The sequence below is a fragment of the Paenibacillus riograndensis SBR5 genome (genome assembly GCF_000981585.1).
Classification (GTDB): Bacteria; Bacillota; Bacilli; order Paenibacillales; family Paenibacillaceae; genus Paenibacillus_AQ; species Paenibacillus_AQ riograndensis.
The window spans coordinates 1,357,340-1,370,632 of sequence record NZ_LN831776.1; the positions used below are offsets into that span (position 1 = coordinate 1,357,340).

At 52.2% G+C, this 13,293-nt stretch carries 7 protein-coding genes and 1 riboswitch; all 7 genes read left to right on the top strand.

All coding sequences use genetic code 11. From position 1 onward, the window contains the following. The first annotated feature begins 90 nt into the window (after positions 1-90). The 7 genes from PRIO_RS05875 (at position 91) to PRIO_RS05905 (ending at position 13,216) form a co-directional block, all read left to right on the top strand. Positions 91-1,191 (top strand): glycosyltransferase, encoded by a 1,101-nt coding sequence (locus PRIO_RS05875; protein WP_020426690.1) that lies wholly within the window; start codon positions 91-93, stop codon positions 1,189-1,191. Between the two features lie 4 nt (positions 1,192-1,195). Next, the gene (locus PRIO_RS05880; RefSeq protein WP_020426689.1) at positions 1,196-2,536 is read left to right on the top strand and encodes a UDP-glucose dehydrogenase family protein; all 1,341 of its coding nucleotides are present in this window, start codon (positions 1,196-1,198) and stop codon (positions 2,534-2,536) included. A 417-nt stretch (positions 2,537-2,953) separates the two neighbouring features. Further along, a complete protein-coding gene (locus PRIO_RS05885) occupies positions 2,954-4,327 on the top strand; it encodes a sugar phosphate nucleotidyltransferase (RefSeq protein WP_020426688.1) in 1,374 nt (457 codons plus the stop codon). Positions 4,328-4,538: 211 nt separating this feature from the next. Next, positions 4,539-4,619: riboswitch (cyclic di-GMP riboswitch) on the top strand. A 13-nt stretch (positions 4,620-4,632) separates the two neighbouring features. Beyond that, positions 4,633-7,104 carry a PA14 domain-containing protein gene (locus PRIO_RS05890; RefSeq protein WP_063850474.1) on the top strand — a complete coding sequence of 824 codons (2,472 nt, stop codon included), beginning with the start codon at positions 4,633-4,635 and terminating at the stop codon, positions 7,102-7,104. Positions 7,105-7,259: 155 nt separating this feature from the next. Next, complete coding sequence (locus tag PRIO_RS05895; RefSeq protein ID WP_046501417.1) at positions 7,260-8,813, top strand: glycosyl hydrolase; 1,554 nt, start codon at positions 7,260-7,262, stop codon at positions 8,811-8,813. A 204-nt stretch (positions 8,814-9,017) separates the two neighbouring features. Continuing rightward, the gene (locus PRIO_RS05900; RefSeq protein ID WP_039786150.1) at positions 9,018-11,564 is read left to right on the top strand and encodes a discoidin domain-containing protein; all 2,547 of its coding nucleotides are present in this window, start codon (positions 9,018-9,020) and stop codon (positions 11,562-11,564) included. A 176-nt stretch (positions 11,565-11,740) separates the two neighbouring features. Beyond that, positions 11,741-13,216 (top strand): potassium/proton antiporter, encoded by a 1,476-nt coding sequence (locus tag PRIO_RS05905; protein WP_020426684.1) that lies wholly within the window; start codon positions 11,741-11,743, stop codon positions 13,214-13,216. The last annotated feature ends 77 nt before the right edge of the window (positions 13,217-13,293 follow it).

Below are 13,293 nucleotides of genomic sequence, written 5' to 3' on the forward strand. Positions count from 1 at the left end.
GTCAAGAGCTTCAAGCCCAGTCAGGAACCAATATGTCCATACGTTCACTACTTGATGTTGCTGCTCCATAAAACTTTGAGGATGATTCACATGAAAATTGCGATAGCGCACGATTACTTAATCCAAATGGGCGGGGCGGAAAGAGTAGTGGAGGTATTCCACCACATGTATCCGGATGCTCCGATCTTCACGACGGTATTTAACGGAAGCCGGTTGACCGACAACCTCAAAGATGCGGATATCCGGGCCTCCTGGCTGCAAAAAATCCCGGGAGTGAAGACCAACTTTAAAGGGGTGCTGCCGCTTTATCCCATGGCCATCCGTGATTTGGACTTTCGCGGGTATGATATCGTCCTGAGTTCCAGCAGTGCTTTCATGAAAAGCATACAGGTGCCCGAGTCTACATTTCATCTGTGCTACTGTCATACTCCGATGCGGTTCGCCTGGGATTATGACACCTACATGGAGCGGCAATCGAATTCCGGATTGTTCAAAAGACTGCTTAAGGTCTACATGCAGCGGCTCAAGCACTGGGACCAGCGCACCTCCAAAAATGTTAACCAATTCGTTGCCAACTCGTCCGTGGTCAAGACCCGGATTCAGAATTACTATCACCGGGATGCCGATGTGATTTTTCCGCCGATCAACACCGCACGCTTCAGCAGTTCGTCTTCCATAGGCGATTACTATCTGATCGTGTCCCGGCTGGTCTCTTACAAAAGGATTGATCTGGCGGTGGAAGCCTTCAACCGCAACGGGCTGAAGCTGTTTATCGTCGGCGACGGTCCGGACCGCAAACGTCTGGAGGGCATGGCCAAAGATAATGTATCGTTTCTGGGCCGGCTGGAGGATGCCGAGGTGACGGGGCTGATGTCGAAGTGCCGGGCGTTTATTTTTCCCGGTGAAGAGGATTTTGGCATCACACCGCTTGAGGCCAATGCTGCAGGAAGACCGGTTATTGCCTATCAGGCCGGAGGGGCGCTGGATACCATCGTTCCTTATGTCAACGGCGTGTTCTTCCAGCGTCAGGAAGTTGATGATTTACTTAAGGCCATTTACGAAGTGGAGTCCTATGCGTGGGACATTGGGCAGATCATGAACCATGCGCGTAAATTCGATGAACAGGCGTTTATGGTTCAGTTCAAGCAATATGTGGAACAGGCCTACGTCAATTTTCTAAAAGGAGGATGATTGTATGAAACTGGCAGTAATCGGTACCGGCTATGTCGGTCTTGTCTCTGGCGTATGTTTTACACTGAATGGAAATCATGTAATTTGCGTGGATAAGGATGAGGAAAAGATCAAAAAGCTCAGCCAGATGGAATCCCCCATCTATGAGCCGGGTATTGAGGCACTCATTGAAATGAATTTGCGTGAGGGCAGGTTATCCTTCTCCTCCGATCTTCATGAATCGGTACGCCGGTCTGATATCGTCATTCTCGCGGTAGGGACGCCTTCTCTTCCGGGCGGTGAAGCAGACCTGAGATATATTGAAGGGGCGGCTACGGAAATCGCCCAGGCGATGGAAGGCTACAAAATCATTATGACCAAGTCAACCGTTCCGGTGGGCACCAATGAAAAAATCCGCAAAATTATCGCCTCCCACACCAATCATCCCTTCGATATCGTCTCCGCTCCTGAATTCCTGCGTGAAGGCTCGGCGATTCAGGATACCCTCCATCCGGACCGGATTGTTATCGGACTGGATAACCCGGAGCTTGAGCCTGCGATGCGCCAGCTTCACCAGGGCTTCACGGAAAATGTGTTCGTAACCGATATCCGCAGTGCGGAAATGATTAAATATGCATCGAATGCTTTTCTGGCGACGAAGATCTCCTTCATTAACGAAATTGCCAACATTTGTGAAAAAGTGGGAGCTGATGTAACCGAGGTAGCAGAAGGTATGGGGATGGACCGGCGGATCGGCTCAACCTTCCTGCAGGCCGGTATCGGTTATGGCGGCTCCTGTTTCCCGAAAGACACTAATGCGCTAATTCAAATTGCAGGCAATGTGGACTACGAGTTCAAGCTGCTGAAATCGGTGGTTGAGGTGAACAAAGACCAGCGCTTCATGATCATCTCGAAGCTGCATGAGTCCCTTGGCAACCTGCGCGGTGCAGTCATCGGCATCTGGGGATTGGCCTTTAAGCCGAACACCGACGATGTCCGCGAAGCCCCGGCCCGCGAAATTGTGGAGAGCCTGGTGGCCGAAGGCGCTACAGTGAAGCTGTATGATCCGATTGCTGCCGAGAACTTCAGACAGCAATACGATCATCCGCAGCTGCGCTGGTGCGGCCTGCCGGAAGAAGCGGCGGAAGGCAGCGATGCGGTCTGCCTGCTGACCGACTGGAGCGTGTTCAAAGACATTGATCTGCACAAGCTTGCGGAGAGCATGCGCCGCCAGGTGCTGATCGACGGACGCAACGTCTTCTCCAAAGAGCAGATCGAGGGAACCGGCTTTGAATACCATTCTGTGGGACGCCCGCAGATGGGGGGCCTCAGCGGCTACTCCCCCAGCGTAGCCGGCGCGGTGTAAGCTGTATCTGCCGCCAAACAAGCGGCCATGCCGGATCTTTAGCAGGGAGCTTCGCCTGCCGGGTGAAGTAGCTTGGGCGAACTAATTCCACTGGCTCGTTTTCCAGTGGAAATGCTGCCGGGGAAGCTGTTTAGGGAGGAACGGAGAGGAATTTTGGAACTGGAGGAGCGAATGCGTCCGCCTTTGTCTGCGGATTTCCACCGCGAACAGCGGTTTAAATCAAGAAATCTGCAGACAACAGCGGCCGGAAGTCCAAACATTCCTTGCAGAGACTCCCGTAACAGCTCAATCCGTAAGAATTTTTGCGCAGCCACAGCGCTACGAGAAGCATTCTATCTTTTGCGTTAGCCACCCAGCCGAAGCTCACAATAACAATCCGATATTTACGCGACAACACATAAATAGGAGGGTTCACTTATGAAACTGGTACTTCTATCTGGCGGTTCTGGTAAACGGCTCTGGCCGTTGTCCAACGATTCCCGTTCCAAGCAATTTCTGAAGGTGCTGCAAAGCCCGGCGGGCGAACCGGAATCCATGGTGCAGCGGGTATGGAGACAACTTCAGGAGACAGGCATGGCGGATTCCTCGTATTTGGCTACCGGCCGCAGCCAGGTCGAAATGATTCAGAGCCAGCTCGGCGCAGAGGTGCCAATCATTGTGGAGCCGGAGCGCCGCGATACCTTCCCGGCCATTGCTCTGACTGCAGCTTACCTGTATTCAATCGCAGGGGTGTCCCCAAGAGAGACCGTGGCTATTCTGCCCGTCGATCCGTATGTGGAGGCTTCATTTTTTGAAACCGTCGTCCAGCTTGAGGCCACGATACAGGAAAGCGGCGCGAATCTGGCGCTGATGGGTGTAGTCCCTGAGCTTGCCTCCGAGAAATACGGCTATATTATTCCTACCAGTGATGAGGCAGCGGCAAGCGGCTATATGCAGGTGAGCCATTTCCAGGAGAAGCCGGACCGCGCACAGGCTGAGGAGCTGATCAGCCGGGGGGCACTGTGGAACTGCGGAGTATTCGCTTTCCGCCTGGGCTATCTGCTGGATATTCTGCAGCGCAAAGGTCTGCCTTTGAACTATGAGGAACTGCAGAAGCAGTATAAACTGCTGTCGTCCATCAGCTTTGACTACGAAGTGGTGGAAAAAGAGGAGAATATCGTCGTTCAGCCGTACGCCGGGTTCTGGAAGGATCTTGGCACATGGAATACCCTCACCGAGGAAATGAGCAGCAACCACGTGGGCAAAGGCTTCGTGACCGCCGATTCCGAAGGGACCTGCCTGATCAATGAACTGGACATTCCGGTCACAGTAATCGGAGCAAAGGACCTGATTATCGCAGCCAGCCCGGACGGCATTCTCGTGACCCACAAAACCGAAAGCCCGCGCATCAAGGAAGTGCTGAAGTCTTTTGAACAAAGACCGATGTACGAGGAGCGCCGCTGGGGCCACTATAAAGTCATTGATTATGTGAAGTACGATGAGGGCAATGAAGTGCTGACCAAGCGGATTTTTATCTCCGAAGGCAAAAATATCAGCTACCAGCTGCATCACAAACGCAGTGAAATCTGGACAATTGTCAGCGGCGAGGCAAGCATTGTGCTGAATGAGAAGATGCATAATGTGAAGGCAGGGGATGTAGTCCGCATACCGGAAGGGACAAAACATGCCATTCTGGCGCTGACAGATGTGGAGTTCATTGAAGTGCAGACCGGCTCGGAGCTGGTGGAAGAAGACAATATCCGCATTACACTGGAGTGGGAAGACATCGCTCTGCAGCAATTTATTTCGTAAAATAATGCGCCGAAGGCGCTGTCGAATCCGGCGAAACCTTCCCGGGTCATGTCGATTTCAGGTTTCAAGCTAGGGCTAAATAATCTATTTACCCAATTGTTACAATTCCAAAACAGGTATTAAGAACCATTTATTAAGAAAAGTTCATTAATGCTCTAAACTAAAAATTTAATAGAGACGATACTTACGGTAAGAGGGATAAATCCTTCCACTACGACAAAGGCAAACCTAATCGAAAGATAGGGACGCAAAGCTATAGGGCCTCCGAAAGAGTGGCAGCCTGGCTACCGAAAGGAAGATGAATTTTGACAACTTACCGTAAGTCGCGTCTGGTGTCCGTCATGTTAACTATTGCCCTGTTTCTGACTGCAGTGCCGTTTGGTCTGGGGGGTGCGCCTTCGGCGGCAGCTGCTGCCCCGAGTTCTTCAGCCCCGGTTAATCCCAATGCATCACCTGCTGCCGTCAAGCTGCTTGACGATCTAAACGCTATTTCAGGAAAAGGTATTATTACCGGCCAGCATGACTATCTGGAGAGCCCGGATGAATTCAGCAACAGGCTGAAGTGGACGAGCGGAAAGTACGCAGCCCTTCACGGCTACGAGCTTGGCTTAATCAGCGGCCAGTCGGAAAGCACTGGAGCAGCACAGCGCAGAAATGTGGTGAACAGTGCGATCAGCTGGTACAAAAATGGCGGCATCGTCGCGATGACCTTCCATGAGCAGCTGCCCGGCACTTCGTACCAATGGGCGAATGTGCAGAGGACGCTTAGCCAAGCGGAATTCAACAAGTATGTAACACCGGGAACGGCTCAATACAAAAGCCTGATCGCCGATCTGGACAAAGTGGCCGTTTCGCTTAAGAGCTTGCGGGACGCTGGTGTTCCAGTCCTATGGAGACCCTACCATGAAATGAACGGCAACTGGTTCTGGTGGGGGAAGAAAAATAATTTTGCGGAACTTTGGAATATTATGTATGACCGTTTCGTAAACGTTCATCAATTAAACAACCTGCTGTGGGTGTGGAACCCCAATGCTCCAAATGCCTCGTCTGATCCTTATGAACTGACCTATCCGGGAGCAGACAAGGTAGACGTTCTCGCAGCAGATATATATAACAATGATTATATGAACAAATATCATGACAGCCTGCTGAGCCTCGCGGACGGCAAACCCATTGCCATTGGTGAAAATGGCGAAATGCCAAGCACCGCCAAGCTGCAGCTCTCCCAGAGACAATGGGTCTATATGATGAACTGGGGAAAAATGCTCTATGAGAACAACAGCACCACTACGATCAAAAACTTTATGAATGACAGTTACACCGTCACACTGGATCAATACAAAGCCGGGCTGGTGGAGACACCTGCGGCTCCAGCTACTCCGACGGCTACGCCGACACCAGTACCGACGGCTACGCCAACACCGGTGCCGACGGCTACACCGACACCAGTGCCGACGGCCACACCGACACCAGTGCCGACGGCCACGCCAACACCGGCGCCAACGGCTACACTATCCCCGGTTCCAACGGCTGCGCAGCCGGTAAAACCGACTGCCGCACCGGAACAATCTCCGGATGATGGTATGGTAATTATCCCTACTGTAAACGGTCTGCAGGGAGAATATTTCAAGAATATGACGCTCTCAGGAACTCCTGTACTTGTACGCAATGATGCAGTAGTCAATTTTAACTGGCGGCAGGCTGCACCGGTTAGCTCGCTTGGAGTGGATTCGTTCTCGATCCGCTGGACCGGACTGATCAAACCGTCATACAGCGAGACTTACACGATTTCCACGACTTCAGACGATGGTATCCGTGTCTGGATTGACGGTACAGCCGTAATCAACAGCTGGACTAAGCAGAGCGGAACCGAACGTACCGGAAATATCACCTTGAAGGCAGGCCAGCTCTACGATATCAAAGTCGAGTATTACGAAAATGCAGGTGATGCCAACATTCGCCTGATGTGGCAAAGCCCAAGCCAGACCAAAGCTACCGTTCCGGCTAGCGCGCTGTACGTTAATCCTTCAGCAGCCGGCTCAAGCAAAACTTCACTGGCCGTTGAGCCTACGCCGGTAGCAACCCCGGTAGCAACCCCGGCAGCAACTCAGGCGCCCACGCCGGTAGCAACTCAGGCGCCAACGCCGGTGGCGACCCCGGCAGCAACGCCGGTAGCAACCCCAGCGCCAACGCCGGTGGCGACCCCGGCAGCAACGCCGGTAGCAACCCCGGCGCCAACGCCGGTAGCAACCCCGGCGCCAACCCCGGCGCCAACGCCGGAACCTACACTGGCACCGACGCCGGAACCGGCGTCGGCTCCAGCGCCAGCAGCAGCGCCTGCTGATAACGGACTGCAGGCGGAATATTTCAGCAACATGCAGCTGTCTGGTGCTCCGGCAGTTGTACGCACCGATGCTGTGCTCGATTTCAACTGGCGGCTGGGTTCGCCGGATGCTGCAATCCCCACCGATTTCTTCTCGGTACGGTGGAGCGGCAAGATCAAACCGCTGTATAGCGAAACCTATCAGATCTATACAACATCAGATGATGGTGTCCGCGTTTGGGTCAATGGCACTCTTGTGATTGACAGCTGGATGAAGCAAAGCGGGACCGAACGCACAGGAAGCATAAGCCTGCAAGCCGGGCAATTATATGATATCAAAGTGGAGTATTACGAGAACCAAGGGGATGCAAGAGCGCGGCTGATGTGGGAAAGTCCAAGCCAAGTCAAAGAGACGGTTCCTGCCAGCGCCCTTTTCCTTCCTTCCGCTTCCTAAAGAAATACTGCTGAATTCATCCCGAACGCCGATACTGGTTAAGACGTTACAATATTAATCCTAAAAGTCCAATAGCCCTGCTTATCGGCAGGGCTACTAAGCTATAGTCCTTCTACGCTGCATACTGGTCAAACTTTAAGTTCACCCATGAGCGGATGGAAGCCACCTACGGCTGGAGAGAGGAGATTACATTGAACACTTACCGCAAGTACCGGCTTTTTATTACGATCCTGCCTATTATGTTTATTCTTTCCTTGCTGCCCTGGAGTGAGGCGCGCAGTCTCTCTGTTGAACGGAATGTGGTCATTCCCCCGGAGGCGGTCACACCGGTGAATCCATCGGCTTCTCAGGAAGCCGCCGATCTGCTGGACTATCTGGTTGATCTCGGGGGAAAGGGCATAATCTCCGGCCAGCATGACTATCTGGAGAGCCCGGACGAATTCAACAACAAGCTGAAGAATGCCGCAGGGGATTACGCGGTGCTGCACGGCTATGAGCTTGGAGCGATTAACAACCAGTCGAAAGGAACTATTGCCCGGCAGCGCCAGGCTGTTGTGGCCAGCGCGATTAAATGGCATGAGGGTGGAGGCATCGTGGCGATGACGTTTCATCAGAACCTGCCCGGAACCACCCCGGAGTGGGCCAACGTGCATATGAGCCTGAGCCAGGAGAAGTTCGATGCCTATGTTACACCGGGTACGCCGCAATACAAAAGCCTGCTTGCTTCACTTGACGAGATTGCCGTCTATTTGGGGGAGCTGCGGGATGCAGGAGTTCCTGTGCTGTGGCGTCCGTATCACGAGATGAACGGAAACTGGTTCTGGTGGGGGCAGAAGGATAACTTCTCCAGACTTTGGGATATTACGTACGACCGGCTGGTGAACCAGCATAAATTGAACAATTTGCTGTGGGTATGGAATCCGAATGCTCCGAATAAGTGGGCAGAGCCTTACAGTGCCTATTATCCTGGGGCGGCTAAGGTGGATGTACTGGCAGCGGATATCTACAATAATGATTACAAGCAGTCTTATTATGAAGGCCTGCTTGAATTGGCTAATGGAAAGCCTATTGGCATAGGAGAGAGCGGAGAACTGCCAGACCCTGCTATATTGTCTCAAACCCAAAGTAAATGGGTATATACGATGACATGGGGGAAAATGCTGACCGAAAATAACAACCTCCAGAAAATCCGGAGTTTTATGACCAATCAGCATACGGTATCCAGACAGGATTACGTTCAGGCGCTTAATGCCAAAACGAACAATGGATCAGGCATCATTCCGAAGAATGGCTTGAAAGGACAGTATTTCAACAATGCCGAACTCTCAGGAGACCCTGTGCTCACCCGCAATGACAAGAAGATTGACTTTAACTGGCATGGAGATTCTCCGGCGGCAGGCGTGAACAAGGATTCCTTTTCCGTGCGCTGGACCGGGAAAATGAAGGCGGTCTACAGTGAGGAATATACGTTCACCGCTTCCTCAGATGATGGCGTCCGTGTATGGATCGGCGACAAGCTGATTATCGACAGCTGGAAGAAGCAAAGCGGTGTCAGCCGCGTGGGGAGCATTAAGCTCACAGCAGGAACCTCGTATAACCTGAAAGTAGAATATTACGAGAACCGCGGAGATGCAAGCATCCGCTTGATGTGGAAGAGTCCGAGCCAGAAGCCTGGGCTCATCCCCCAGAACGCCCTTACCCTTCCTTAATGAATGAAGCAAAATCAGGCTTACAGAGCCTGGGCACACACCCCGGAAGAAAGCGAGGACATGGGAATGAGAGCTAGGACTAAGAAAAAAACACGCAAACCCCTTCATCTTTTACTAAAATTCGCAGCACTTGCCATCTTGTTTCTGTTATCCATCTCTGTCTTCGGAGAGGACGGGACCAATAAAGGCAAAGTGGAGGTAGATATGTCTGAACTGTCCGCCGCCAATGATGCGGGACCCGAGCTGCCGGAGGGCACGACCCTCTGGCAGCTCGGACGGCATGATGGGTCCGATGCGGAATTTGCAGAAACCGGCGCCTCTGATGGAGACGAGGTGATTAATATTGCTTCTCCGGCTTTGAAAGCTTCAGCACTCCAATCCATTCCTTCCGGGCTCAGGGGCGATACCAACCCTGAACTGCGGATTAAGTATAAATTGGATGAGATCCCGGAGAACGGGGTCTTATTTCGCGTAAGCATCCTTGATGCTTACAAATCCGTTCCGCAGATGAGCGTCTTTTCCAACCGTCAGCTATCGGGAATTATACAGATCGCCGGTATCGCCGGAACGGACAGCAAATACAATTTCCGTAAAACCTATGAGCTGTATATTCCCAAAGAACAGCTGGTTGCCGGTATTAATGAACTGAAGCTCCGGACAACACGCGGAATGTATTCCTCAGATATGGAGGATAAATACAACTGGTGGACCTGGGATAATCTTAGTCTGGAGGCACTCAAGACGCCGATCAAGGAGCCGATTCACGGCAGCTATACCCTGACCGGGACTATGGTCAACAATAAGCAGTTTTATTTTGACGAAGGTGCGGTTACGCATTTGCCCTATATCATGAAGTGGCTTGGTGTAGCGTACAGCGGCAATATTATGCGTACCAGCTGTGCCAGCGATGTCGGACGCTCCTGTTCGAACATGGAAGAATACTACAAGGTGCTGAAGGATTACAATATGCAGGCTGTAGCCTTGTATCTGTACACTGGTGATATCAAACTTAATGAAGACGGCTCACTGCCGGAAACAGCAGAGAAGAAGCTGACGGATTATTTCGAGAAGTACAGCCCGTACTTCCAATATTATGAAGTGGACAATGAGCCGGGGCTGTTTAACCGCTCCAAGGCGGTTAATCTGGCAATTGCCGACTGGCTGAACAAGAAAGGCAAGACAATCGCCCCCCATCTGCAGACCGTGGCTCCAGGCTGGGCCTATTGGCCGGATTACAGCGATGATTCCTGCGGCAATCAGAAGGGCACGGTGCGCCAGTGCGGCGACCCGGACGGCTGGGAACGTGATCCGAAGCAGCGGGACGAGCTGGAGGAAGTGACCGACCTGACCAATGGGCATTCCTACGGCGACTCTTATATTTTCAGCAACGGAGGCAGCTTTACCGAGAATCTGAAAACCTTCGGCGGAGCCGCGGACGGGCTTGGCAAAAAAATGCTGACGACCGAATTCGGAACCTCCGATTCTCATGTGGATGCTTACCAATACGGGGCCTCCGAACGGACGGCCGCGGTGTTCGACCGGATTATGCGTGCGCATATCGGCTATGCGGATATGTTTGTCCAGCATGCCGCTTTTTTCAAAAACTTCAGTCTGTTCAAGTATGGCTTTAATCTGGAAGACCATGATCCGGTAAAAACGGAGATTTATTATACCAAAAAAGGCGAGGATTCGCGTGTCAGCATCATGAGACGGCTGGATCTGGCTTATGCCACGCACGGAGCTCCGTTAAGCTACGAAATTACCAATAAGGATGCTCTGGCCGACAAGCTGGTGTATGTCCGTGCAGTCGATACCTCCACACTGGAGCCTTTGGCCGGAACCGGAGCCACCTCGAACAAGGTATTGGTAAACTTCGTCAACTTCGAGGAAACACCGCAAACCGTCACTGTAAAAGTGAAGATGCCCAAGAAAACAGTGTATGAGGGTGAACGCTTCGGCAACGGGGACACATATGAAGAAGCCCGCAGCTATGTCTCGGGAAAAAGTGCTGCACCAACGCTTGAATTCAACGAAACACTCGCCCCCGGTGAGGCTGTACAGTATATTCTGGAGCCCTCCTCCGAGGTAGCGGATGTTGCACCCCAAGGTCTGAAGGCAGCAGCAGTCAAAGGACCCTCTGTTAAACTGAATTGGCTGGAGGCCCCCGGAGCAAGCTATGAAGTGCTCCGGGCCGACGGCTCCGGTAGTGATTTGAAGGTAATTGCCACCGGCATCAAGCAAACGGAATATACGGACGGCAAGCTGCAGGAGGGCACATTGTACACATATGCAGTTCGTACAGCAGGCTCAAGTGTAGTATCGGAGAAAACGCAGATCACAGCTACCGGACTGGTTCCCCTAGACCGTTCGGAGTGGAAGGTATCATCCAATGTGAACACTCAGGCTTCAAATCCGGCAAATGCCATTGACGGAGACAGGCGGACACGCTGGGATACCGGCAAACACCAGGCGTCCGGGGAATATATCCAGATTGATCTGGGGGGTGTGCACTCAGTCGAAGCGATAGATTTGGACTATACCTTATCTTCTTATGATTATCCCCGGGGATATGAGCTATATATTTCGGATGATGCAAGAAGCTGGAACAAGATCGCTTCCGGTAAAGGAAAGCTGGAAATGACCAAAATCGTATTCCCTGCAGTCAAAACAAGATACCTGCGGATTTTGCAGACCGGCTCGGGAGGGAATTACTGGTCCATTCAAGAAATGCAAGTCTATTCAAGAGAATAAGCTCATCCGAATGACCTCCGTGGATTTACAGACCACTGGGGTTTTTTACTGTGAATTGGGAAAGCTGAAATAAGGGCAAGCGTTGCTTTGGGACTAGCGGGTATGGGGTAATAACGTACATATCAGACCAGCCTGGTGTGAAGGGCGTGACTTACAGGAAAGGCGGTACCTCAGATATGACTCATCTTGCGGACAATATTATTTTATTGCTGGCAGCGCTGCTGCTGGCCGGTGTGCTCTCTACCAAATTCTCCACGCGCTTTGGCATGCCCGCATTGGTGCTGTTCATCGCCGCGGGAATGGTGCTTAGCCGCTTTGTGTATTTTAACAATGCCTCGCTGACGCAGGTTGCCGGTATTTTTGCGCTGATTGTCATTTTGTTTGAGGGCGGCATGCAGACCAGCATCAAGGACATTCGGCCGATCATGGCCCCTGCACTTTCTTTGGCGACGGTGGGCGTGCTGCTGACAACAGCGATTGTAGGAGTTTTCGCAAGGTTTGTGCTGGATGTCCCATGGGCGGAAAGTCTGTTGTTCGGAGCCATTGTGGGCTCCACTGATGCGGCGGCGGTATTCTCTGTCCTCGGCGGCAAAAATATTGACAAGCGTCTGACGTCTACGCTTGAGGCGGAGTCAGGCAGCAACGACCCGATGGCAGTGTTTCTGACCGTATCGCTGATTGAATGGATTCAGCATCCCGATACCGCCATCTGGAGCCTCCTGCTGTCTTTTGTATGGGAGATGGGGATAGGGCTGGTGATGGGAATAGCGGTCGGTAAGCTTGCCGTCTACCTGATCAACCGGATTAATCTCGATTCTACCGGGCTCTATCCGGTCATGGCGATTGGGTTCGCCGTGCTGACCTATGGGCTTGCAGCCATGGTCCATAGCAGCGGCCTGCTGGCGGTATATGTCATCGGCCTGACTTTGGGAAATTCCGAGCTGATGTATCACCGGACGATCATGAATTTTAACCACGGCTTCGCATGGATGATGCAGATTGCCATGTTCACACTGCTGGGGCTGCTTGTGTTTCCGAATGAATTGGCGGACATTGCCTGGGAGGGCCTTCTGCTGTCCGTTATTCTTATGCTGATTGCAAGGCCGGTGGGAGTGTTCCTGAGCCTGCTGTTTGCCAGATTCTCCACCCGGGAGAAAACATTGATCTCCTGGGCGGGCCTGCGCGGCGCGGTACCGATTGTACTCGCGACTTACCCGCTGTTGGCGGGACTTCCGCAAGGGCGTTTATTCTTTAATGTTGTATTTTTTGTGGTATTGACCTCGGCGGTCATTCAGGGGACAACCATTTCTCCGCTGGCCTCCCGGTTAAGGCTTGTCGGAAAAGACGATGCCCAGCCTTCGCTTATGGAGCTGGTGGCACTCGGCAAAACGGATTCTGAATTCAATCATATTGCCATTGACAGGCATATGCCTATAGCCGGGATGCAAATCGCGCAGATAGGGCTTCCCGAGGATATTCTCTTCACCGCCATCATCCGTAATAAAAGTATTGTAACCCCGCATGGGAGCACAGTCATCGAACCGGGAGACACGGTATATGTGCTCAGTCCAAAATCAAAGCGTGACGAGATGCGGGCCTTCTTCCGCAGCGGTAAAGGAAAGGTGGCAGAATCCAATCTGCCGATAATGTAATCTTATCTGCCGCAATGGAGTAATTTATGTCAATTCGGCAGCATTTGGCTAAATGTGATGGAAATAATAGGTGCAGA